General features: G+C 65.8%; 21 protein-coding genes and 1 pseudogene. 16 read left to right on the top strand and 6 right to left on the bottom strand.

The window, feature by feature from the left end; translation table 11 throughout:
* Positions 1-118 precede the first annotated feature (118 nt).
* Both BFL28_RS02130 and aspS read right to left on the bottom strand, forming a co-directional pair.
* Positions 119-1,198 (bottom strand): annotated as a pseudogene (locus tag BFL28_RS02130) (L-serine ammonia-lyase); the annotation flags it as partial.
* A 48-nt stretch (positions 1,199-1,246) separates the two neighbouring features.
* Complete coding sequence (gene aspS / locus BFL28_RS02125) at positions 1,247-3,040, bottom strand: aspartate--tRNA ligase (RefSeq protein WP_069318981.1); 1,794 nt, start codon at positions 3,038-3,040, stop codon at positions 1,247-1,249.
* A gap of 173 nt (positions 3,041-3,213) precedes the next feature.
* Between aspS and rnd the strand changes: the two genes are divergently transcribed.
* A complete protein-coding gene (gene rnd, locus BFL28_RS02120; RefSeq protein WP_069319004.1) occupies positions 3,214-4,392 on the top strand; it encodes a ribonuclease D in 1,179 nt (392 codons plus the stop codon).
* Positions 4,389-4,676, top strand: a complete 288-nt coding sequence (locus BFL28_RS02115) for an I78 family peptidase inhibitor (RefSeq protein WP_069318980.1) — start codon at positions 4,389-4,391, stop codon at positions 4,674-4,676. The genes rnd and BFL28_RS02115 overlap by 4 nt, the downstream gene beginning before the upstream one ends.
* Positions 4,677-4,867: 191 nt before the next feature.
* On the opposite strand, the gene BFL28_RS02110 is transcribed toward BFL28_RS02115, so the two are convergent.
* Genes BFL28_RS02110 through BFL28_RS02095 form a run of 4 tightly spaced genes read right to left on the bottom strand, consistent with a single transcriptional unit; the run spans position 4,868 to position 10,444 of the window.
* Entirely contained in the window at positions 4,868-6,373 is a 1,506-nt protein-coding gene (locus tag BFL28_RS02110) for a Ppx/GppA family phosphatase (protein ID WP_079246873.1), read from the bottom strand.
* Positions 6,370-8,538: an RNA degradosome polyphosphate kinase gene (locus BFL28_RS02105; protein ID WP_069318979.1), complete on the bottom strand. Its 2,169-nt coding sequence runs from the start codon at positions 8,536-8,538 to the stop codon at positions 6,370-6,372. Before BFL28_RS02105 ends, BFL28_RS02110 begins: the two co-directional genes overlap by 4 nt.
* A gap of 11 nt (positions 8,539-8,549) precedes the next feature.
* On the bottom strand, positions 8,550-9,173 hold the full coding sequence (locus tag BFL28_RS02100) for a P-loop NTPase family protein (RefSeq protein ID WP_069318978.1): 624 nt from the start codon (positions 9,171-9,173) through the stop codon (positions 8,550-8,552).
* Entirely contained in the window at positions 9,170-10,444 is a 1,275-nt protein-coding gene (locus BFL28_RS02095) for a hypothetical protein (RefSeq protein ID WP_069318977.1), read from the bottom strand. Before BFL28_RS02095 ends, BFL28_RS02100 begins: the two co-directional genes overlap by 4 nt.
* A gap of 62 nt (positions 10,445-10,506) precedes the next feature.
* Between BFL28_RS02095 and purM the strand changes: the two genes are divergently transcribed.
* The 14 genes from purM to BFL28_RS02025 are packed head-to-tail and all read left to right on the top strand — an operon-like array spanning position 10,507 to position 22,329.
* A complete protein-coding gene (gene purM, locus BFL28_RS02090; RefSeq protein ID WP_069318976.1) occupies positions 10,507-11,601 on the top strand; it encodes a phosphoribosylformylglycinamidine cyclo-ligase in 1,095 nt (364 codons plus the stop codon).
* Positions 11,594-12,163, top strand: a complete 570-nt coding sequence (gene purN, locus BFL28_RS02085) for a phosphoribosylglycinamide formyltransferase (protein ID WP_069318975.1) — start codon at positions 11,594-11,596, stop codon at positions 12,161-12,163. The genes purM and purN overlap by 8 nt, the downstream gene beginning before the upstream one ends.
* The gene (locus tag BFL28_RS02080; RefSeq protein ID WP_241527187.1) at positions 12,148-12,615 is read left to right on the top strand and encodes an MmcQ/YjbR family DNA-binding protein; all 468 of its coding nucleotides are present in this window, start codon (positions 12,148-12,150) and stop codon (positions 12,613-12,615) included. The genes purN and BFL28_RS02080 overlap by 16 nt, the downstream gene beginning before the upstream one ends.
* A complete protein-coding gene (locus tag BFL28_RS02075; protein WP_069318973.1) occupies positions 12,615-12,812 on the top strand; it encodes a hypothetical protein in 198 nt (65 codons plus the stop codon). Before BFL28_RS02080 ends, BFL28_RS02075 begins: the two co-directional genes overlap by 1 nt.
* Before the next feature lie 38 nt (positions 12,813-12,850).
* Positions 12,851-13,546: an endonuclease/exonuclease/phosphatase family protein gene (locus BFL28_RS02070; protein WP_069319002.1), complete on the top strand. Its 696-nt coding sequence runs from the start codon at positions 12,851-12,853 to the stop codon at positions 13,544-13,546.
* Positions 13,547-13,558: 12 nt separating this feature from the next.
* Positions 13,559-15,847, top strand: coding sequence for a patatin-like protein (locus BFL28_RS02065; RefSeq protein WP_069318972.1), 2,289 nt, complete (start codon positions 13,559-13,561; stop codon positions 15,845-15,847).
* Between the two features lie 60 nt (positions 15,848-15,907).
* Positions 15,908-16,240: a lipopolysaccharide assembly protein LapA domain-containing protein gene (locus tag BFL28_RS02060; protein ID WP_069318971.1), complete on the top strand. Its 333-nt coding sequence runs from the start codon at positions 15,908-15,910 to the stop codon at positions 16,238-16,240.
* Positions 16,237-16,908: an orotidine-5'-phosphate decarboxylase gene (pyrF, locus tag BFL28_RS02055; protein WP_069318970.1), complete on the top strand. Its 672-nt coding sequence runs from the start codon at positions 16,237-16,239 to the stop codon at positions 16,906-16,908. The genes BFL28_RS02060 and pyrF overlap by 4 nt, the downstream gene beginning before the upstream one ends.
* A gap of 16 nt (positions 16,909-16,924) precedes the next feature.
* Positions 16,925-17,431 carry a GNAT family N-acetyltransferase gene (locus tag BFL28_RS02050; protein WP_173655654.1) on the top strand — a complete coding sequence of 169 codons (507 nt, stop codon included), beginning with the start codon at positions 16,925-16,927 and terminating at the stop codon, positions 17,429-17,431.
* 15 nt (positions 17,432-17,446) lie between these two features.
* Positions 17,447-18,085 carry a phosphoribosylanthranilate isomerase gene (locus tag BFL28_RS02045; RefSeq protein WP_069318969.1) on the top strand — a complete coding sequence of 213 codons (639 nt, stop codon included), beginning with the start codon at positions 17,447-17,449 and terminating at the stop codon, positions 18,083-18,085.
* 42 nt (positions 18,086-18,127) lie between these two features.
* Complete coding sequence (gene trpB, locus BFL28_RS02040) at positions 18,128-19,339, top strand: tryptophan synthase subunit beta (RefSeq protein WP_069318968.1); 1,212 nt, start codon at positions 18,128-18,130, stop codon at positions 19,337-19,339.
* Positions 19,336-20,139: a tryptophan synthase subunit alpha gene (trpA, locus tag BFL28_RS02035; RefSeq protein ID WP_069318967.1), complete on the top strand. Its 804-nt coding sequence runs from the start codon at positions 19,336-19,338 to the stop codon at positions 20,137-20,139. The genes trpB and trpA overlap by 4 nt, the downstream gene beginning before the upstream one ends.
* A complete protein-coding gene (gene accD / locus BFL28_RS02030) occupies positions 20,136-20,996 on the top strand; it encodes an acetyl-CoA carboxylase, carboxyltransferase subunit beta (RefSeq protein ID WP_069318966.1) in 861 nt (286 codons plus the stop codon). The genes trpA and accD overlap by 4 nt, the downstream gene beginning before the upstream one ends.
* A gap of 13 nt (positions 20,997-21,009) precedes the next feature.
* Positions 21,010-22,329, top strand: a complete 1,320-nt coding sequence (locus BFL28_RS02025; protein WP_069318965.1) for a bifunctional folylpolyglutamate synthase/dihydrofolate synthase — start codon at positions 21,010-21,012, stop codon at positions 22,327-22,329.
* Positions 22,330-22,369: the final 40 nt, after the last annotated feature.

Here is a 22,369-nt window from a genome sequence, read left to right as displayed (position 1 = left end):
CCATCGATCGTCACGACCGACTCGACGCGAAGGCCCTCCAGCACCGGCAGCGCGGGCGAATCGCTATCGGCGACGATCTGCGTCACGCCATAATGATCGCGCAGATCGACGAACAACACGCCGCCATCGAACAGGCAACGCCGACCTCGCCCTGGCAGCCCATTTCTGCTGCCGAGATCGACGCGCGCTTCTTGTACAAAAATCCAATGGCCGCCGCCGTCAGCAGGAACGTTCTCGCGCCCGCCGGGCTCGGCGACGCGCAGAACGTCTCGTAATAGCGTAGCACGGCCGGGATCACCCCTGCCGCGCCGTTCGTCGGTGCGGTCACCACGCGGCCGCCCGCGGCATTTTCCTCGTTCACCGCGAGCGCCCACAGGCTCACCCAGTCGAAAACGAGTGAGGGATCGGAACGCGGCCCCCGCGCGATCAGCCGCGCATGCAGATCGCGCGCGCGCCGTTTGACCTTCAGGCCGCCCGGCAACTCGCCCGCCCCGCGCATGCCCCGCTCGATACATGCCGACATCGCAGCGCGCAGCGAGTCGAGGAACGCGTCGGTTTCACCATCATCCCGCCACGCGGCCTCGTTGGCGCGTACGATATCGGCAATCGACTTACCCTCCGCCGCGCCCACCGCCAGCAGTTCCGCGCCCGACGAAAAGGCGAAAGGCAGCGTCACATTGGTCTGCGGCGGCTCGCACCCGCCCTCGACCACCGCGCCACCGCCGATCGAATACCAAAACGTCTCGTACGGCTCGCTATCCGCATAATGCGCCACGAAACGCATCCCGTTCGGATGCGCGCTCAGGAAGCAATCGTCGCGAAAGATCAGGTGCGTGCCTTCGACGAACGGCACTGTTGCCAGGCCGCACAGCTTCAGCTTGCCCTCGGCACGGATGGTCGCGACCATCGAGGGGACCGCATCGGGGTCTACGCATTCCGGCTGATGCCCTGCCAGCCCCAGCATCACCGCCGTGTCGGTGCCATGGCCTTTGCCGGTCAGCGCCAGCGATCCGAACAGCTCGCATGACACGGACGCCGGCTTGCCACGATCCAGCGCCGCCTCGGCAAAACCATATCCCGCCCGCATCGGCCCGACCGTGTGGGACGATGACGGCCCGATGCCGATGGTGAACAGGTCGGCGAGGCCGACGACGGCCTCTGCCCGCGCACGCGCGCTCGTCCCTGAACCGTCCAGCATCCTCATCCTCCGACCAGCCGGCATCTCGCCGGCCGGTATCAGAGGATACTAGTCGAGCGTGACGCCCGGTGCCAGCCGGATGCTCAGTTCCTTGAGCTGCTTCTCGCTCACCGGCGACGGCGCCTGCATCATCAGGTCCTCGGCGCGCTGGTTCATCGGGAAGACGATAACCTCGCGGATGTTCGGCTGATCGGCCAGCAGCATGACGATGCGGTCCACGCCCGGCGCCGATCCGCCATGCGGCGGCGCGCCATATTTGAACGCATTGATCATCCCGCTGAAGTTCGCGTCGACCTGTTCCTGCGTATAGCCGGCAATCTCGAACGCCTTGTACATGATCTCCGGCCGGTGGTTCCGGATCGCGCCGGACGACAGCTCGATACCGTTGCACACGATGTCATATTGCCATGCCAGGATGTCGAGCGGATCCTTGGTCTCCAGCGCCTCCAGCTCACCCTGCGGCATGCTGAAGGGATTGTGGCTGAAGTCGATCTTCTTGGCGTCCTCGTCATATTCGAACATCGGGAAATCGACGATCCAGCAGAATTCGAAGCGGCTCTTGTCGATCAGGTCGAGCTGCTCGGCCGCGCGGGTGCGCGCCAGCCCCGCCAGCTTCGCCGCCTGCGCTTCCTTGCCCGCGGCAAAGAAGACGCCGTCGTTCGGACCTAGGCCGAGCGCATCGGCGATCGCCTTCATGCCCTCCTGGCCATGGTTGTTCGCGATCGGCCCGCCAAACACGCCGTCCTTCTGCGTCGCATAGCCAAGGCCCGGGAAGCCCTCGCTCTGCGCCCAGCTGTTCATGTCGTCGAAGAACTTGCGCGACTTCTCTTGCGTGCCCGGCGCGGGAATCGCGCGCACCACATCGCCGCCCTCGACGATCGAAGCGAAGCGCCCGAAGCCCGATCCACGGAAGAACTCGCTCACATCCCCGATGACGATCGGATTGCGCAGGTCGGGCTTGTCGTTGCCGTATTTCAGCATCGATTCGCGATATGGAATACGCTTGAACGGCAGCGGGCTGACCGTGCGGCCCTTGCCCTGCCAGTTGGCAAACTCCTCGAACACGCCATGCAGCACCGGCTCAATCGCCGCGAACACATCGTCCTGCGTGACATAGCTCATCTCGAAATCGAGCTGATAGAATTCGCCCGGGCTACGGTCGGCGCGCGCGTCCTCGTCGCGGAAGCACGGCGCAATCTGGAAATAGCGGTCGAAGCCCGCCACCATCAGCAGCTGCTTGAACATCTGCGGCGCCTGCGGCAGCGCATAGAATTTCCCAGGATGCACCCGGCTCGGCACCAGATAGTCGCGCGCGCCCTCGGGCGACGATGCGGTCAGGATCGGCGTCTGGAACTCGGTAAAGCCCTGGTCGATCATCCGCCGGCGCAGGCTTGCGATCACATGGCTGCGCAACATGATGTTGGCGTGCAACTGGTCGCGACGCAGGTCGAGGAAGCGATTCCGTAGGCGGATTTCCTCAGGATACTCGCTGTCGCCGAAAACCGGCATCGGCAACTCCTGTGCCGCCGACTGCACCGTCACGCCTTTTGCGAACACCTCGATCTCGCCGGTCGCAAGGTTCGCGTTCACGGTCCCCTCGCCGCGCGCCTTCACCACGCCATCGATCGTCACGACCGACTCGACGCGAAGGCCCTCCAGCACCGGCAGCGCGGGCGAATCGCTATCGGCGACGATCTGCGTCACGCCATAATGATCGCGCAGATCGACGAACAACACGCCGCCATGGTCGCGCTTGCGGTGGATCCAGCCCGAAAGGCGGACGGTCTCACCGACTTGCGCGGCGGTCAGGGCGCCGCAGGTGTGCGAACGATAGGCATGCATGTGTGTCATCTCACTCAAACGTCGTCCCGGCGAAAGCCGGGATCTCAGGCGGCGTGCGCGACGCCGCTGGCACGAGACCCCGCCCGCGCGAGGACGACGGTAAATCCAAGGCCGCGCGCTTCCCCGCCACGGCCCCCTTTGTCAACCCGCGCGCGCGGGTCTATGGGCGCGCGATGCATATTCACGACCTGATCACGGACTCGGCTACCCTCGCCAATCTCTGCGCCCGTCTGGCCCAGCAGCCCTTCGTCACCGTCGATACGGAGTTCATGCGCGAGAACACCTTCTGGCCCGAGCTGTGCCTGATCCAGATTGCCGACACCAACGAAGCCGCCGCGATCGATCCGATGGCGCCGGGCCTCGACATGACCCCCCTTCTCGACCTGCTGGTGAATAACGAGGACGTGCTGAAGGTCTTTCACGCCGGCGGCCAGGATCTCGAGATCGTCTACAACCTCACCGGCAAGACGCCGCACCCGCTGTTCGATACGCAGGTTGCGGCCATGGCGCTCGGCCAGGGCGAGCAGATCGGCTATTCCAACCTCGTTGAAACCTATCTCGGCATTACGGTCGACAAAGGCGCGCGCTTTACCGACTGGTCGCGCCGCCCACTCGACAAGCGGCAGATCGATTATGCGATCTGCGACGTGACCTACCTGTCCGAAATCTTTCCCAAGATGCTTGAGAAGCTGCGCAAGACCGGGCGCGGCGACTGGCTGGACGAGGAAATGGAACGGATCGGCGATCCCGAAAACTATCGCAGCGACCCCGATAATGCGTGGCAGCGCATCCGCATCTCCAGCCGCAAGCCCGAAGTGCTCGGCCGTTTGAAGGCGCTGGCCCGCTGGCGCGAGCTCGAAGCGCAGAACAAGAACCTGCCGCGCGGCCGCATCGTCAAGGACGAGACGATCGCCGACCTCGCCGGAAACCCGCCGCGCCGTCAGGGCGATCTCGCCAAGGTGCGCGGCCTCTCGGCCACCTGGGCCGGCAACGATATCGGTGGGCGGCTGATGGCGGCGATCGAGGGCGCGACGGCCATGCCGGCCAGCGAGATGCCGGCACGCGACGATCGCAAGCTGCCGCTCGGCAAGGAAGGCGCACTGGTCGCCGACCTCCTGAAACTGCTACTCAAGATCCGCGCCCGTGACATCAACGTCGCCGCGCGCCTGCTTGCGCGCACCGACGATCTCGAGGCGCTTGCCGCCGGGCAGCGCGACGGGCTGTCGATCCTCAACGGCTGGCGTTTTGAACAGTTTGGCCGCGATGCGCTGGCATTGGTCGAGGGACAGCTTGGGTTCACCGTGCGCAATGGTAAGCTCAAGATGACGCGCACCGAGGAGCAGCAGCCATGATCCGCCTTTCCATCGCTATCCTGACCCTCCCCCTCGCCGCGTGCGCGGCCATGTCGCCCGCAGCCGAAGACCGCCTCGGCGTCCAGTGCAATGCTGACCGCGTTCAGCCGCTGGTCGGCCGCGAAGCCAGCCCCGATGTAGTCGAACGGGCCAGGACGCGCTCCGGCGCCCGCAGCGTGCGCATGATCAAGCCCGGCATGGCCGTCACGATGGACTTCCGCTCCGACCGGCTGAACCTCGAACTCGACGACGCGAACATGATCCAGGCCGCCCGCTGCGGCTGACCTTTTCGGCCCGGCAGCGTGCAGGATGGTTGGCGACGACCGATCGCCAACCGCCAGCCCTGCTTTGTTGGGAGACATTTAGGATTTCGCCTGCTTGACTGGCGCGGGTTCGCTACCCCCCGCTCTTTGCCACCGCTATCCATCATCCTGCCGGCTGCTGCATGGGCAACCTTTGCAACGTTCGCCGCAGCCTAAAGCTCGACCGCGGCCGTCAGCCCCAACGCACCCGCCAGCGCGCGATGCCGCTTTTCCACTGCCTGGCCATAGAGCGCCGCATGGTCGGCCTCCAGATGCAGCACCAGCCGCTCACCATCGGCCTCCAGCGACGATCGCCGCAGGGGCCCGGCGATCCCGCCGCTCAGCCGCTGGCCGAGCCGCATTGCCAGGCCCCACAGCTTGGCGCGTTCGATATCGTCGATCGACGCCAACTGCCCGACCGGCGGCGGCGATTCCAGGCCGCCACCCAGCGAGGTGAACAGCGCCTGCGCCAGCAGCGCCCGCCCGCGCGCGTCGATGCCGACCCAATTGCCGTGCAGCGCGATCTCAAGCCCACGCTCGGCCCGGAACTCCGGGTTCGCGCGCCAGCCCACATCGGCCAGCAGACATGCCGCATGCCTCAGCCGCGCCAGTTCCGCATCCTCCCCGCCGAACAGCGGCGCGACCCATTCGTCGAGCAAGTCGCCATGTTCCGGAAAGCGCCCGAACCGCTCGGCCTCGTCCCGTGCTGCGGCGATCAGCGGGTCCTCGCGTCGTTCCTCCGCGCTCAACCGCCCGAACAACAGCCCCTCACGCAGTCCAAAGGCCGACACCACGGTTTCGCTGCTATCCAGGTGCTTCAACAATACGCCCAGCAGCGCGGCCGCATCCTCCATCGTTGCGATGCGCCCTGACGAGATGTTGGGCACGCCGCGCATCTTGTTCTTGCCCAGCTGGGCGATCGTGCGCTGCAGCCGCGTGACGGTCTGGGCCGACATGCGATATTCGTGGATTACCGGCAGGGGATAGCCGCTCAGGTGCATGTCGAGCCGCGCCATTGCGCGCCATGACCCGCCGACGAGATAGAAGGGCAACCCCTCCCCCCGTCCGGTCCAGCCCGCCTGCGCAAGCAGCGCCGCGACGGTCCTGTCGAGCGTCCCCTTGCCCTTTGCCCGGATCGCGCCGAGCCGCAGCACGCCGAGCGGGAACGAGACGCGATCAGTCACCGTCCCGGCGACGACGCGAACTAGTTCCAGCGACCCGCCACCCAAGTCGCCCACGATGCCATCCGCCTCGGGAATGCCCGACAACACGCCATAGCCCGCCGCCAGTGCCTCGGCCTCACCCGATAACAGTTCAACGTCGAGCCCCAGCGAGCGGGCGACGGCGATCAGCTGCTCCCCATTCGACGCTTCGCGCACCGCTGCCGTCGCGACCGTGCGGATGCTGTCGACCTCCATCTCCCGGGCAAGACTGGCGAAGCGAGCGAGGGCCGTCGTCGCCGTCGTCAGCGCCGCTTCGTCGATGCTGCCGGTTTCGGCCAGCGAGCGGCCAAGGCCGGCCATGACCTTCTCGTTGAACAGCGTGGCCGGTAGCCGTGCGGTGCCGTCATAGACGACCAGGCGGATCGAGTTCGATCCAATGTCGATGATCGCCGCGCGACTCGATGCTACCGGCGCTTGCGGCCGGACTTTACGAAACAGCAGTTGGGTCACGCTCATCCGTTCCGCTCCGCGCGCCAGCGGCGCAGCGACAGCTTGGGGACCGCGACGCTCTTGGCGAGCGCAGCACCGCGCCCGGACAGCGAAGGGTTGGTCATGAAATAGCGGTGCAGGTTGAACGGCTTGCGGCCGGGCACCTCGCGCACATAGCGGCCATCGCTTTCCAGCTCCCAGCTCTGCTCGTCGTCGATCAGGTTGGCGACCATCACCTGGTCCAGCACCTGATCATGCACGGTATGGTTGAGGATCGGAAGCATGAACTCCACGCGCCGGTCGAAGTTGCGCGGCATCCAGTCGGCCGAGGATATGAACAGCTTCGCACCGTCGTTGGGCAATGCCTCGCCATTGCCGAACGCCCAAATCCGGCTGTGCTCCAGGAACCGTCCGACAACCGACTTGACCGAGATATTTTCGCTCATGCCCGCGATCCCCGGCCGCAGGCAGCAGATGCCCCGCACGATCAGGTCGATTTCGACCCCTGCATTGCTTGCCTCGTACAGCTTGTCGATCATGGTGGGATCGACCAGGCTGTTCATCTTGGCCCAGATCGCCGACGGCTTGCCGGCAAGGGCATTTGCGATCTCAGCATCGACCAACTCGATCAAGCGCTCGCGCAGATGGCGCGGCGAAACGGTCAGCCGTTCCAGCCCCTCCGGCTCGACATAGCCCGTGACGTAGTTGAAGATTTTCGCCGCATCACGCCCCATCGCCGGATCCGCGGTGAAGAAGCTGAGATCGGTATAGATACGTGCCGTGACCGGATGATAATTGCCGGTTCCGAAATGGCAGTAGGTGCGGAACTCGTCGCCCTCGCGCCGCACCACCATCGACACCTTGGCGTGGGTCTTCCATGTAGTGAAGCCATAGATCACCTGCACGCCAGCGCGTTCCAGTGCCGACGCCCAGTAGAGGTTCTGCTCCTCATCAAACCGGGCTTTCAACTCGACCACGGCGGTCACCGACTTGCCGGCCTCCGCCGCGGCGATCAGCGCCTGGATCACCGCCGACTGCTTGCCCGCACGGTATAGCGTCTGCTTGATCGCCACCACATCAGGATCGCTCGCCGCCTGCTTGAGAAAGGCAAGCACGACATCGAACGTTTCGTACGGATGGTGGACGATAATGTCCTTGGCGCGGATCGCAGCGAAACAGTCGCCGCCGAAATCGCGCACGCGCTCGGGGAAACGCGGTGAAAAGGGCGGGAACTTGAGGTCTGGCCGATCCTCCTCGACGATCATCGCAAGGTCGCCGATCCCCAGGAACCCGCCGGTTTCGGTCAACAGCGCTTCGCTGCCGCCCAGTTCCTCCTTCAGCACGGCTTCCAGCTCGGGATGGATGCCCTCTTCCATCTCGAGCCGGATAACGCGCCCGCGCCGGCGACGCTTGATCGCGCTGCGGAAGTACAAAACCAGATCTTCCGCCTCCTCCTCCAGCTCGATGTCGCTGTCGCGCAGCACGCGGAACGTCGCCGCCCCCTTTACCTCGTACCCCGGAAAGAGCAGCGTCGAGAACCGCTTGAGCAGCGTTTCGACCGTGACATAGCAGGCGTTATCCCCGGGCATGCGCACGAACCGCGGCGACGCGGGCGGCAGCAGGACCAGCTCCCGGATCGGCTCGCCATCGCTCCTGCGCACCAGGTCGAAGATGACGCTCAGGCCCTTGTTCGGGATGAACGGAAAGGGATGCGCCGGATCGAGTGCCTGAGGCGTCAGGATCGGGAATATCTGCGTGCGAAAATGATCCTCGATCCATTCGGCGACGGGTCCCGCGATCTCGTCGGCATCGAGCACTTCGATCCCGCGTTCGTCCAGTTCGCCGACGATGTCGTTCCACACCGCCTGCTGACTGTCGACCAGTTCGCTAGCCTCGTCGACGATCGCTGCCAGCTGCTGCGCCGGGGTCAGGCCGTCGGCGGAATGAGCCTCGACCTCCTGCATCTGCTGGCCCTTGAGGCCGGCGACCCGCACCATGAAGAATTCGTCGAGGTTCGAGCCCGAGATCGACAGGAAACGTAGCCGCTCAAGCAAGGGATGCGCCGTGTTGCACGCCTCCTCCATCACTCGGCGATTGAACGCCAGCCACGACAGCTCGCGGTTGAAGTAGCGCGGCCCTGCGCCAACGGCTGAATCGGCAGGATCGCTGGCGGTTTGCGGACGGCTCGACATGCTTCCTCGTTTCAGCCCGACGCGCCGGCGTCCCTTAGCAGGCCGGCCCCGGTCAATGTGGCGCGCGCCGTCGGGATCGACAAGCGTCGGTTGCGACGGCGACTGGCGTCCTCCTCCAAGGCTTCGCCAGTTCGCAGAATCGACAGATAGGTTCGTTCGATCCGCCGCATCACCCACGCCACTACATCGTCCTGTGCGACAAGTTCATGACGATCGAAGAACTGACGCAGGATACCGACTGCCAGCGCATCGTCCGGCTCATCGATCCGCGCGAGCGGGCTGCTGGCCAAGCGCGATCGAAGGTCAGGAAGCTTGACGTCCCACTCTGGCGGGGCATCGTTCGCGACCAGAAATAGCGGCCGCCGCTCGGACTGTGCCTCGTTCCAGGCGTGGAAGAGCATCGTCTCGCTCTGCAAATCGGCATCGTCGATCACCGCCCCGCCGCTCCGTGCCACCATGGTGCGCGCAAGCAAGCTGCGGCCCGACTTACGCGGGCCCGTGATGATCGCGGTCATCACCGGCCAGGTTGCCCAACGATCGAGCATCTGCACGGCACGCTCGTTCGCCTGCCCCACCAGGAAATGATCCTCACGCGCGCCGGCCGGCCGGTCGAGCGGCAGGGACAGCTGGCTCATCCGTCGCTGCTGTTCCCGGCATCGGCGGGTACCGGCTGGCTGGCCGGTGCCGGCGCCTGCGCGCCACGACGGATGCGCAGGACGCCCGCACCTTCCTGTACCTGCCAGCCGCGTGCTTCCAGCGCGGCCCGCAGGCCGGTCTGAATGCCATTATAGGTGACGCGCATCAGCGATACGCCGCCCAGTGCCAGGCTGGTCGTGCTGGCCGAACTCACGCCGGGTACGGACCGGATTGCTGCTTCACCGCTCGATACCGCCGCGACCCCGGGCGTGTCGAACTGGATGGTGAAAGTCGATCCCGTGGCGACCTGTGGCGTGTCCCCCGTGTTCAGCGCCTCCTCGACTCCGGTCTCTTCCTCGACCGGGACCTCGGGCTTGGGCGGCTCGGTCGCGAGCAGCGTGTCCGTTTTAAGGATACCGGCGCGCAGCGCGTCCTGATATGCCTTGTCGATCCGCTGTATTCCGGCGTCGATCAGTGCAGGCAACGCGTTCCCATCGTTCACCCGCAGCACGAACTGCGCAATGCGGCGGTTGTCTGGACCGTGATTGGCCGTGAACACGCCGACGATCGGCCCGCCCGGATAGCTGCGTCGCAACTCGACCGTCGGCGTCAATACGTCGGCAGCGCCATACTGATCGATAATCGAGCGCCACCAACCGCGTTCGCGTCGGATGATCTGCCCCGCGTTCATCAGCAGCCGGTCAGGTCCGGTGCCGCCGGGCCGCACATAGTCGATCGCGCTGTTGCCAGTGCGAAACCGCTTCCACCCCTCGGCAAAGGCGCTGTCGCCTTCGAATACGCGATGCGCGCCGCCGGAGATCTGCACGGGGACCAGCAGCATCGGCGGCGACCGGAGCATCTGACCCTGAACGCCAAGCACCGATGCCGCCCGCCCGCGATCGAACAGCACGCCAAGCCGCGCCACATAGCGGTTCGGACCGATCTGCTCACGCTCGATGATGATGCCCGTGACCAGGCCGTCGAGCGTTGAGTCCGAAAGCGTGGCGGTTCGCCCCGCCAGCCGCTGTGCCAGCATGCCCCAGGCCTTGCGCTGCGCCAGTCGCCATCCGCCCATTCGCGCCGAGGCGGCATCCCCGCCGCGCACATCGACATCGACGCCGGAAACTTCGAAGCTGCCCGAACTGTCGCCGATCGCCCGGCTGCTTTCTCCGGCCGCGCCCTTGCCAGCTTGCGCGAGAGCGAGGCCTGCGGATGCGACCATGCCAAGAGCGGCGGTTGCGATGAACCAGGGTGAGACGCGGGCAAACATTCGGCGCCCTTTTGGCGAAGCAAACGTGGAAATCCAAGCGCGATATGACTAGGGGGCGCTGCATGACCGATCCAAAGCCCTATACCTACGCCCAGGCCGGCGTTTCGATCGATGCCGGGAACGCACTGGTCAAGGCGATCGCCCCGCTCGCCCGCTCCACCCGCCGCCCCGGCGCGGACGCGGATCTTGGCGGGTTCGGCGGCCTGTTCGACCTCAAGGCAGCGGGGTTCAGCGATCCGCTGCTCGTCGCCGCGAATGACGGCGTCGGCACCAAATTGAAGCTGGCGATCGAGCATGACGCGCATGACGGGGTCGGCATCGACCTGGTCGCGATGTGCGCCAACGATCTGATCGTGCAAGGCGCCGAGCCGCTGTTCTTCCTCGATTATTATGCCAGCGGCAAGCTGGTTGCCGGCGTGGCCGAGCGCGTGATCGCCAGTATCGCCGAGGGGTGTCGCCAAGCCGGCTGTGCGCTGATCGGCGGCGAAACGGCCGAGATGCCGGGCATGTATGCCGATGGCGACTATGACCTTGCCGGCTTCTGCGTGGGCGCTGTCGAACGGGACCGGCTACTCGACGGCAGCCGCATCGCGCCGGGCGACATGATGCTCGGGCTTGCCTCGACCGGGGTTCATTCCAACGGCTTCAGCCTGGTTCGCCGGCTTGCCGCAGACAAGAGCTGGAAGCTCAACCGCCCGGCGCTGTTCGACCAGGAAACGATCCTGCTTGACGCGCTGATGGCGCCGACCCGCATCTATGTGAAGTCGCTGCTGCCACTGCTTCGTGATGGACGGATCAATGGTCTGGCCCATATTACCGGGGGCGGGCTGCTCGAGAACATTCCCCGCATATTACCGGCAGGTTGCCATGCGCGGGTCGATGCCGATGCCTGGACTCAGCCGAGACTGATGGCGTTCCTGCAAGCGCAGGGCAATATCGAGCCGGAGGAGATGGCGCGCACCTTCAACTGCGGCATCGGCATGGTCGCGGTGGTAAAGGAGGACGCGGCAGAGGCGGTGGCCGCAGCGCTGGCCGAGGCAGGCGAGACCGTACATCGCATCGGTTCGATCCAGCCGGGCGAGCGAGGGTGCACCGTCGCCGGTTCGGTCGAGACCTGGAGCGCCCGGGCCGCCTGGTCAGCCACGCACCATGGCTAAACGCCGGCTCGGCATCCTCATCTCCGGCCGTGGGTCGAACATGCAGACGCTGGTCGAAGCATCGCGGACGCGGGAATCCCCGTACGAGGTTGCACTCGTCGCTTCCGACAAGCCTGACGCCGCCGGCCTCGCCTGGGCTGCCGCCCACGGCGTTGCCACTTTCGCGCAATCGCCCAAGGGCATGGCGAAGACGGACTATGAAGCGAGGATCGACGCCGCGTTACGCGATGCCGGGGTCGAGGCGATCGCGCTGGCCGGCTATATGCGCCTGCTGACCGACGGCTTCGTTCAGCGCTGGCGCGGCCGGATCGTCAATATTCATCCCTCGCTGCTTCCGCTCTACAAGGGGCTGGACACCCATGCCCGGGCGATCGCGGCGGGGAACGCCGAGGCTGGCTGCTCGGTCCACGTCGTCACCGAAGAACTCGATGGGGGCGAGGTGCTCGGGCAGGCGCGTGTGCCGATCCTGCCGGGCGACACCCCCGACACCCTGGCCGCGCGGGTATTGGCCGAGGAACACAAGCTCTATCCCCGCATTGTTCGGGAATGGCTGAACCGATGAACCCGCAGGCGGCGCAAGCGCTCGAGAAGCTGCGCGCCGCCGCCCTCGCCTTGCCTGAGACCGAGGAGAAGCGCTCGCACGGCATGCCCGCCTTCCTGATCAGCAAGGGAAAGATGTTCGCCTACTTCTGGCATCACCATCATGGAGACGATGTCACGGCCGCCATCGTCAAGACCAGCGGGCCGGAAGAACAGGCGATGCTGATCGAGATGGCGCCCGACCTCTATTATCGCCCGCCCTATTTTGGCCCGTCGGGCTGGGTGGGCATTCATCTGACGAGCGATACCGACTGGGACCGCGTGGCTGATCGCGTCGCGATCAGCTGGGAACTCGTCGCGCCGCGTCGGCTGCTCGAGGCCGGCGGGCGCCGACCCGTGCGGGCCATCGGGATATTTTCGTGCGACGCGACGTTCAACCGGCCGATCATTCCCAACAATGAGGGGACGCGTTGATGACGGATCGTGGTCGTGAGGCCCATCAGCAAGCCGGCATTGCCAGCGCCGAAGTCGGCGTCGTTCTGCTGGATGGGCCGGATGGCGTGGCCATCGCGATGACGCCGGATGCTGCCGAAGCAACCGGTCACAGCCTGATCGCCGCTGCGGACGAGGCACGCGGCCAGTCCACGCAAACGCCCTCGATCTCCGTCTGACCCTTGCTCTTGGCCCGTCCGCGCCGCACACAGGAATGATGCTGAAGGTGGCCAGCTATAACATGCGCAAATCGATCGGCACCGATCGGCGTCGCCGGCCCGAGCGAACGTTGGAGGTGCTGCGCGAGATCGATGCCGATGTAATCGCGTTGCAGGAATGCGACCGTCGCTTCGGTCAACGGCAGGGCGTGATTACCCCGCACCTGCTGGATGAGCATTCACCCTGGAGGGCGGTGCAGTTCGGCGTCCGTACGGGCAGCATGGGGTGGCACGGCAATGCCATCCTGGTGCGCAAGGATGCACAGATTCTGGATCAGGAGGTGATCCACCTGCCCGCGCTCGAACCGCGTGGCGCAGTCATGGCCGACCTTCGCGTGAATGGCCATGTCGTGCGCGTGGTCGGAATGCACCTCGACCTGTCGGGTCTGTGGCGACGGCGGCAGGCGCATGCGATCCTGTCGCACCTCGACGCGAGCACGCAGCGCCTTCCCACCGTGATGATGGGCGATCTCAACGACTGGAGCGCCCAGTCGGGCTGCCTGCGCGATTTCAGCCGCGACTTCACCTTCGCGCCCACTGGACGCTCTTTCCATGCGCGGCGTCCCGTCGCGCGGCTCGACCGCATCATGGTGTCATCCGGACTGACCGTCGCCGAATGCGGCGTCCATGAAACCGCATCTGCCCGCACCGCGTCCGATCATCTTCCGATCTGGGCGCAGGTTCGTCCCGCCTGATGATGGCTTCCCATGGCCGATAAGGAACTGCGCCTCGCGCTGGTCTGCTATGGCGGCATCAGCCTTGCCGTCTACATGCACGGCATCACCAAGGAGATCTGGCACCTCGCCCGCGCCAGCCGGGCAAGCCTGGACGGCCATGACGCGGCCGATGGCAGCGAAGGGATTTATCAGCAACTGCTGCAGGAAATCGGCGACACGACCGGCATTCGGCTGCGCGCGATGACGGATATCGTCGCCGGGGCGAGTGCGGGCGGGATCAATGGCGTGTTCCTGGCGCAGGCGATCGCCACCGGCCAATCGCTCGACCCCCTCACCGACCTGTGGCTGCAGACCGCAGATGTCGAGGCGCTGCTGAACCCGGATCAGGCGCCATCGAGCAAGCTGACCAAATTCTGGGCGCTGCCGATCGCCTGGATGGCCTCAGGGGGCAATTCGGTCGAGGAGACGGTCGAGCAAGGCGCCCGTGCCGAAGTACGCGCGAAGCTCGAGAAGTTCGTTCGCTCGCGCTGGTTCGAACCGCCGTTCGGCGGCAAGCAGCTGCTGGACATGCTGCTGGATGCGTTCGATGCCATGGCGACGGCACCGTGCGGCCCACGGCTGCTGCCGGCGGGCCAGCCGCTCGACCTGTTCGTGACCGTCACCGACTTTCGCGGTCACCCAGAACGGCTTAAACTCAACTCTCCACCCGAAGTGGTCGAAACCGAACACCGCCTGGTCTTTTCGTTCACCGATCATGGCCAGCCCGATGCCGAATTTGCGCATGCAGCCGAACTGGCTTTCGCCGCGCGCGCGACATCCAGCTTTCCGGGCGCGTTCCCGCCGGCCACGGTCGGCGAGCTTGACGGCGTGCTGGCCGAGCGCGGCATGGCGTGGCCCGGGCGGGAGCATTTCCTCGAGCATGCGCTGCCCCGTCAATATGCCGCCAACGCGGTCGACAAGGCGGCGCTGATCGACGGATCGGTCCTGGCCAACGCACCATTCCGCCCGGCGATCGACGCCTTGAAGGAACGGCCTGCCCGCCGCCAGATCGATCGCCGCTTCGTCTTCATCGACCCCTCCCCCGGCCATCGCATCGGCTTCTATGGCGAGGCGGCGGGGCGGCCCGGCGTCTTCCCGACGATCATCGGCGCGCTGTCCGAACCGCCGCGCCACCAACCGATTCGCGACAATCTGGAAGCGATCGGCGGCCGCCCCCCCCGCATCGAGCGCATGTTGGCGATCGTCGAGCGTATTCGAGCCGAGGTCGAAACTCAGGTCGAATCGCTGTTCGGCTACACGCTGTTCCTCGACTACCCGACACCCAAACGGCTCGCCGCCTGGCGCAGCCGGGCACAGGTGTCCGCCGCCGCCAAGGCGGGCTATGGCCACACCGCCTATGGCATGTTGAAGGTCGAGGGCGTGGCCGACCGCATCGCCACCCATCTTCACCAGATCGCCGAACAGCCAGGGCCGCAGCGCTGGCGACGGCTGCGCGAGGCCGTCTGGCAGGAGATCGAGCGGCGCGGCGCGGACGATTTCGCGACGGGCCATGCAGCCTCGGCCAGTCCGGCCACGCTCGACATGCTGCGGACGCATGACGTCGGCTTCAGGATACGCCGGCTTCGCCTGCTTGCCCGCCGGCTGACCGAGCTCGACCAAGCCAGCGCCAATGCCGAACTGGCGCCGATGCGAGAGGCGATCTACGAATCGCTCGCCACCTATCTCGAATGTCAGCGCGCCGACCCGTTCATCGGCCTGCGCGAGGCAGCCCGCAGCGTCGATCCGGACGCGGGCGCACTGCTCGATCAGCTTGGCGCGCGCATGGACCTGCGCACGCTTGACCGGGATACGGACGAGCGGCTTTCGGCGGGCCTCAGCCAGCTGTCTAGGGACATGCGCCGGCCGTTGCTGCTCGCTTATCTCGGCTTCCCGTTCTTTGACATCGCGACGCTGCCCTTGCTCCAGGGTGAGGGGTTGAACGAATTCGACCCGATACGCGTGGATCGCATCTCCCCTGACGATGCGACCGCGATCCGTTCCGGCGGCGCAAGGGCAACGCTCAAGGGGATTCAGTTCAACAATTTCGGCGCCTTTTTCAGCCGCGCCTATCGCGAGAACGACTATTTGTGGGGCCGCCTGCACGGCGCTGAGCGGCTTATCGACATCGTGCTCTCGACCCTGCCGCCGGGGACCACGCTCGGCCCTGGGCGCGTGGCATCGATCAAGCGATCCATCTTCCTCGCGATCCTGGATCAAGAGGCGCCACGCTTGACCGCCATTCCGGGGCTGTTCGATCAGCTGCGCAAGGAAATCGGCTGAGGCTGGCTTCTCGCGCCATCCGGGCTTAAGCTGGCTCGCGCAACGACATGGGATGCGCGCGTGCAGTTTCTCAAGGCTCTGTTCTGGTTCCTCATTCTCGGCGTCATCGCGGCCTTCGCGGTCACCAACTGGCATCCGGTCGAAATCCAACTGTGGTCGGGCCTGGTCGCGGACGTCAATCTGCCGTTCCTGATCCTGGTGGCATTCCTTATCGGACTGCTGCCGATGATGCTGCTTTATCATGCCGCGCGCTGGCGCGGGCGACAGCGGATCGCGATGCTGGAACGCACCCTGGCCGATCTGCGCGCGGTTCAGGCGGCACCCTCGCCTCCTACCGTCGAGCCGGCACCAGCAGTCGATGTCGAGCCCACGCCATCGGCGGTGCAGCCATGAGCCCGATCTACGTCGCCCTCGACACGCCCGACCTTGAAAAGGCGAAGGCAATTGCCGCCCGGGTCCGGCACCATGTGGGTGGCATCAAGCTGGGCCTCGAATTCTTCATGGCTAACGGACGCCATGGCGTGCACGAGATGGCGGATACCGGCCTGCCCATCTTTCTCGACCTCAAGCTGCACGACATTCCCAACACCGTGGGCAAGGCGATCCAGGCGCTGCGGCCATTGAACCCGGCGATCCTGACGGTGCACGCATCGGGCGGGCGCGCGATGCTGGAGGATGCCAAAGCCGCTGCGCCAACCGGTACGAAGGTGGTCGCCGTGACCATGCTGACCAGTCTGGACGGCAGCGACCTCCGATCGATCGGCCTATCGCCCGACCCACATGAGCAAGTCGTCCGTCTGGCCGAACTTGCGCGCTCGGCCGGGGTCGACGGGATCGTATGCTCCGGCGAAGAAGTGAAGGCAGCCCACGCCGCCTGGAAAGACGGCTTCTTCGTCGTGCCCGGCGTGCGCCCGGCCAATGGTCCGGTCGGCGACCAGAAGCGAGTCGTCACGCCGCGAGCCGCGCTGGATGCGGGTGCGTCGATCCTTGTCGTCGGACGTCCGATCACGCAGGCCGCCGATCCGGATCGGGCGGCGCGTGAGATCGAAGCGACGCTTTAGCGCTGGCGGCGACGCCATGTCGACACTGACCGTTCGCCCTGCGGCACCGGGCGATATCGCGGCGCTCCATCCCGTGGTCGAGCGTGCCTATCGCGGCGTTACGGCGCGAGTGGGCTGGACGCATGAAGCCGATCTGGTCACGGGCGACCGAACCGACGTGGCGACGTTGAACAGCCTCCTTGCGGGCGACAGCCGCCTGCTGATCGCGCTCGATGGTTCGGTACCCATCGGCTGCGTGAACGTGGCGAACCGCGGCGGGCGCCTGGCCTATCTCGGCCTGCTATGCGTCGATCCACAGCGGCAGGCGAGTGGCGTCGGCAAGCGGTTGATCCACGCCGCCGAGGGCACCGCACGAGAATTGTACAGTGCCAACCGGATCGAAATGACGGTCATAGAGCAGCGGGCAGAGTTGATCGCATGGTATGAACGGCACGGTTACGCGCGCAATGGCGACACGCGCCCCTTTCCCATTTCGCTCGATCCCCCGCTGCGCATGGTCGTACTGGTCAAAGCCTTCGATTAGCGGCAAGGGGCACACATGCCGGTATCCGCCAAGATTTGTGGGCTATCTACAGCCGAGACACTCGACGCGGCGGTTGCCGGAGGCGCAAGTCATGTCGGGTTCGTTTTCTTTCCGCCCTCTCCGCGCCATGTGACCATCGAACAAGCCGCAGCATTAGCTCAGCGGGTGCCAGCGCACGTCGGGCGAGTTGGCGTTTTTGTGGATCCAGAGGACGCGCTGCTCGATCAGGCGATTCGCGCCGGGCGGCTCGATGCAATTCAGCTTCATCGAGTCACACCCGCGCGAGCGGCTTCGATTGGGTCGCGCACTCGCCTGCCCGTCTGGGGCGCGGTGGCGGTAAAGACGCGGGCCGATCTTGACGGCGCAAATGCGCTGCGTGGCGCCGTGCAACGCGTGCTGTACGATGCGAAGGTGCCGGAGGATGCGAAGCTGCCCGGCGGCATGGGGCTGCGGTTTGACTGGTCGCTCCTCCAAGACTTTGCACACCCCCTGCCCTGGGCATTGTCGGGCGGCCTCGACCCGGCCAATGTCGCCGAGGCCGTGAGCATCAGCGGCGCTCGATTGGTCGACGTCTCGTCCGGCGTCGAATCCGCATCCGGCATCAAGGATGCCGGCAAGATCGCGTCGTTCCTCAAGACCGTCGCCAGCCTGTAACAGTGCTTGGCGTCGGCGACCGACGCGCCTAAATGCCCCACCATGAACGCGCCCAATTCCTATCGCACGCTCCCTGACGAGCGCGGCCATTTCGGCCAGTTCGGCGGCCGCTACGTCGCCGAGACGCTGATGCCGCTGATCCTCGACCTCGAGCGTGAATATCGCGCGGCCAAAGCCGACCCCGCGTTCCAGGCGCAGTTCGACGATCTGATGAAGAATTATGTCGGTCGCCCCAGCCCGCTATACTTCGCCGAGCGGCTGACCCGGCATTACGGCGGCGCGAAGATCTATTTCAAGCGCGAGGAGCTGAATCACACCGGCGCGCACAAGATCAACAATTGCATCGGCCAGATCCTGCTCGCCATTCGCATGGGCAAAAAGCGGATCATTGCCGAAACCGGTGCCGGCCAGCACGGCGTCGCAACCGCTACCGTCTGCGCGCGCTTCGGCCTGCCCTGCACGATCTTCATGGGGGCCAAGGATATCGAGCGGCAACAGCCCAACGTGTTCCGCATGAAGCTGCTCGGCGCCGAAGTCCGTCCCGTCACCAGCGGCTCGCAGTCCTTGAAGGACGCGATGAACGAGGCGTTGCGCGACTGGGTCGCGACGGTCGAGGACACCTTCTACATCATCGGCACCGCGGCCGGTCCACACCCTTATCCCGAGCTGGTCCGCGACTTCCAGAGCGTCATCGGCATTGAAAGCCGCGCGCAGATGCTGGAGGCCGAGGGCCGCCTGCCCGATCTGCTGCTGGCCGCGGTCGGCGGCGGTAGCAACGCGATTGGCCTGTTCCATCCCTTCCTCGACGATCCCGAGGTCGCGATGATCGGGGTGGAGGCGGCGGGGCGCGGCGTCGACACCGGCGAGCACGCCGCCAGTCTGACCGGCGGCGCGCCGGGCATCCTGCACGGCAACAAGACCTATCTGCTTCAGGACGAAGACGGGCAGATCACCGAAGCGCATTCGATCAGCGCCGGCCTCGATTACCCCGGCATCGGCCCCGAACATAGCTGGCTGCACGAAAGCGGCCGCGTCGAATATCTGCCGGTCACCGATCAACAGGCGCTCGACGCGTTCCAGCTCTGCTGCAAGCTGGAAGGCATCATCCCCGCCCTCGAAAGCTCGCACGCGCTTGCAGCGCTCGAGAGCAAAGCGCGCGAAATGAGTTCGGACAAGATCATCCTCGTCAACGTCTCCGGACGCGGCGACAAGGATATCTACACCGTCGCCGAAGCGATGGGGACAACGATATGACACGCCTCACCGCCGCCTTCGCCAACGCTCGCCAGCAAGGCCGCGCTGCGCTCGTCACCTTCGTCACCGCTGGCGACGGCGACACCGCAGCGATCCTCGATGCTCTGGTGGCCGGCGGCGCCGACGTGATCGAACTCGGCATGCCGTTCACCGACCCGATGGCGGACGGACCGGCCATACAGGCTGCCAACCTGCGCAGCCTGGCCAAGGGCACGCGGACTGCCGATGTTCTCGCTATCGCTTCCGCCTTCCGACAGCGCCACCCGCACGTACCGCTGGTGCTGATGGGTTATGCCAACACCATGACTCGCCCTGAGCCGGCCACTTTCGCGAAGGCGGCGGCTGACGTAGGAATCGACGGGGCGATCATCGTCGATATCCCGCCGGAGGAGGCCGATGAAGTCGCGCCATTTGGCGATCATGGCATCGCCGCAATACGGCTGGCCACGCCGACGACCGATACCTCGCGACTGCCTGCGGTGCTCGGCGGCGCCAGTGGCTTCGTCTACTATGTTTCCGTCGCTGGCATAACCGGCAAGCAACAGGCGGCGCAGCACAGCATCGACGATGCCGTTGCCCGCCTCAAGGCTGCTACCGACCTGCCAATCGCCGTTGGCTTCGGCGTGCGCACGCCTGAACAGGCCGCTGCAATCGGCCGCCTCGCCGATGGCGTCGTCGTTGGCTCGGCGATCATTGACATCATCGCGGACAAGGGCGCCGACGCGCCCCCCGCCGTCCGCAACTATATCGAAAGCTTGAGCGCGGCCATCGCCGTCGCCCGAAAGGAACTCGCCGCATGAGCTGGCTCGACCGCGTCCGCAACGCCCTCTCCCTCGTCGTCCCCGGAAAGGCCGAGACGCCGGACAATCTCTGGCACAAGTGCAAGGGATGCGGTCAGATGGTGTTCGTACGCGAACTGGAGGAAAACCAGTCGGTCTGTCCGATCTGCGATCATCATGAGCGGATCGGCGGCCGCGCGCGATTCGAACAGCTGTTCGACGAAGGCAGCTACACTGTGCTGCCCAATCCGAAGGTGGCCGAGGATCCGCTGAAGTTCCGCGATCAGAAGCCTTACCCCGCCCGCATCAAGGCCGCGCGCGCAAACACTGGCGAGCAGGACGCATTCCTGAATGCCAGCGGCACGGTCCTGGGTCGTAAGGCCGTCATCGGCGTGCAGGACTTCGCCTTCATGGGAGGATCGATGGGCCAGGCGGTCGGTGAGGCGTTCATCGCCGGCGTCGAAGCCGCCATCGCCGCGCGCGCGCCCTACATCGTGTTCACCGCATCGGGGGGCGCGCGGATGCAGGAAGGCATCCTGTCGCTCATGCAGATGCCGCGCAGTACCGTGGCCATCTCGATGCTGCACGATGCGGGCCTGCCCTATATCGTCGTGCTGACCGACCCGACTTCGGGCGGAGTGATGGCCGCTTACGCCATGCTGGGTGACGTTCATATTGCCGAGCCGAAGGCGACCCTCGCCTTCACCGGCCGGCGCGTGATCGAAAGCACGATTCGCGAGAAGCTGCCCGACGACTTCCAGACCAGCGAATATTATCTCGAGCACGGACTGATCGACATGGTCGTGCACCGCAAGGAAATGCGGGAGAAGCTGGGACAGCTGATCGACTTGCTCGTCGGGGAAAAGGCGGCAGCCTGAAGGAGCCGGTCGCGTGGACCACGCAACCTCCTCCGATCCGAAGGTTCAGCGTCAGCTCGACCGGCTGATGGCGCTCGGCCCCGGCGCGGACGTGCTGGGACTCGATCGAATCACTCGCCTGCTCGGCCGGATCGGCGACCCGCACCGCAACCTGCCACCGGTCTTCCACGTCGCCGGCACCAACGGCAAGGGTTCGACCTGCGCGTTTCTGCGCGCGGCAATCGAAGCCGCCGGGCTCGTGGCGCATGTCTATGCCAGCCCGCACCTCGTGCGTTTCAACGAGCGCATCCGGCTGGCCGGCTCGCTCATCGGCGATGCGGCGCTCGGCGCACTGCTTGAAGAAGTGCTGGACGCGGGTGGCGACATCGGCTCGAGCTTCTTCGAGGTCACGACCGCTGCCGCCTTCCTCGCTTTTGCCCGCACTCGCGCCGACGCGTGCATCATCGAGGTCGGTCTGGGCGGGCGGCTGGATGCAACCAATGTCCTGACCGCCCCGGCGGCCTGCGCGATCGCGCAGCTCGGCATCGATCACCAGGCGTTCCTCGGCGACACCGCCGAGGTGATTGCCGGGGAAAAGGCGGGCATTGCGAAGCCTGGCGTGCCGTTGATCACCATGCGCTACGACACGTCGGTGGCCGAGCGGGTGGCGCAGGTTGCGGCAGCGGCCGGCGCGCCGGTTTTCGCTGCGGGAACGGCCTGGCATCATGAAGTCGGCAAGGGCCGGCTGTTCTATCGCGACGAGCAAGGTGAGATCGAGACACCACTTCCAAGACTTTCCGGTCCTCATCAGCCAGCCAACCTTGCCCTGGCAATCGCGACGCTGCGGCATCAGCAGGATATTCCCATTCCTGACTCCGCGCTTGCGTCCGCCGCCGCCAACGCCCGGTGGCCCGCGCGCATGCAGCGGCTGACCGGCGGTCCGCTCACCGCGCTTCTGCCGCCCGGCAGCGAACTTTGGCTGGACGGCGGTCATAACGAAGCGGCCGCACGGTCAGTGAGTGCCGCTTTGGCAGAGGTCGCCGAGGATCGGCCCGTTCACCTCATCGTCGGCATGTTGGCGAACAAGGACGCAGCCGGGCTGCTCGCGCCATTCGCCACACTGGCCAGATCGCTTACCGCCGTGCCTGTACCCGGCCACGCCCATCACGCCCCAACCAACCTCGCGGCCGCTGCACAAGGGCTCGGCATCGCCTCAGCCGACGTGGCAAGCGACGTCAAGACCGCGCTCAGCCGGATTGCGCAGACCTCGGACCGGAATTGCACGGTGTTGATCCTCGGCTCGCTGTACCTCGCCGGCGAAGTGCTCGCCGCCAACGACGAGCTGCCTGACTGACACTTATTGCGATTGACTATCAATAACAGAATGGCAGGAT

It is taken from the genome of Sphingomonas turrisvirgatae, assembly GCF_001721295.1.
GTDB lineage: Bacteria > Pseudomonadota > Alphaproteobacteria > Sphingomonadales > Sphingomonadaceae > Sphingomonas > Sphingomonas turrisvirgatae.
Note: the sequence above shows the minus strand (reverse complement) of the source record. Positions and strands in the feature narration are given on the sequence as shown.

Excerpts from the sequence above, each read along its gene's own strand:
- aspS (WP_069318981.1), bottom strand. The coding sequence starts at position 3,040 with ATGCATGCCTATCGTTCGCACACCTGCGGCGCCCTGACCGCCGCGCAA.
- rnd (WP_069319004.1), top strand. The coding sequence starts at position 3,214 with ATGCATATTCACGACCTGATCACGGACTCGGCTACCCTCGCCAATCTC.
- BFL28_RS02115 (WP_069318980.1), top strand. The coding sequence starts at position 4,389 with ATGATCCGCCTTTCCATCGCTATCCTGACCCTCCCCCTCGCCGCGTGC.
- BFL28_RS02110 (WP_079246873.1), bottom strand. The coding sequence starts at position 6,373 with ATGAGCGTGACCCAACTGCTGTTTCGTAAAGTCCGGCCGCAAGCGCCG.
- BFL28_RS02105 (WP_069318979.1), bottom strand. The coding sequence starts at position 8,538 with ATGTCGAGCCGTCCGCAAACCGCCAGCGATCCTGCCGATTCAGCCGTT.
- BFL28_RS02100 (WP_069318978.1), bottom strand. The coding sequence starts at position 9,173 with ATGAGCCAGCTGTCCCTGCCGCTCGACCGGCCGGCCGGCGCGCGTGAG.
- BFL28_RS02095 (WP_069318977.1), bottom strand. The coding sequence starts at position 10,444 with ATGTTTGCCCGCGTCTCACCCTGGTTCATCGCAACCGCCGCTCTTGGC.
- purM (WP_069318976.1), top strand. The coding sequence starts at position 10,507 with ATGACCGATCCAAAGCCCTATACCTACGCCCAGGCCGGCGTTTCGATC.
- purN (WP_069318975.1), top strand. The coding sequence starts at position 11,594 with ATGGCTAAACGCCGGCTCGGCATCCTCATCTCCGGCCGTGGGTCGAAC.
- BFL28_RS02080 (WP_241527187.1), top strand. The coding sequence starts at position 12,148 with ATGGCTGAACCGATGAACCCGCAGGCGGCGCAAGCGCTCGAGAAGCTG.
- BFL28_RS02075 (WP_069318973.1), top strand. The coding sequence starts at position 12,615 with ATGACGGATCGTGGTCGTGAGGCCCATCAGCAAGCCGGCATTGCCAGC.
- BFL28_RS02070 (WP_069319002.1), top strand. The coding sequence starts at position 12,851 with ATGCTGAAGGTGGCCAGCTATAACATGCGCAAATCGATCGGCACCGAT.
- BFL28_RS02065 (WP_069318972.1), top strand. The coding sequence starts at position 13,559 with ATGGCCGATAAGGAACTGCGCCTCGCGCTGGTCTGCTATGGCGGCATC.
- pyrF (WP_069318970.1), top strand. The coding sequence starts at position 16,237 with ATGAGCCCGATCTACGTCGCCCTCGACACGCCCGACCTTGAAAAGGCG.
- BFL28_RS02050 (WP_173655654.1), top strand. The coding sequence starts at position 16,925 with ATGTCGACACTGACCGTTCGCCCTGCGGCACCGGGCGATATCGCGGCG.
- BFL28_RS02045 (WP_069318969.1), top strand. The coding sequence starts at position 17,447 with ATGCCGGTATCCGCCAAGATTTGTGGGCTATCTACAGCCGAGACACTC.
- trpB (WP_069318968.1), top strand. The coding sequence starts at position 18,128 with ATGAACGCGCCCAATTCCTATCGCACGCTCCCTGACGAGCGCGGCCAT.
- trpA (WP_069318967.1), top strand. The coding sequence starts at position 19,336 with ATGACACGCCTCACCGCCGCCTTCGCCAACGCTCGCCAGCAAGGCCGC.
- accD (WP_069318966.1), top strand. The coding sequence starts at position 20,136 with ATGAGCTGGCTCGACCGCGTCCGCAACGCCCTCTCCCTCGTCGTCCCC.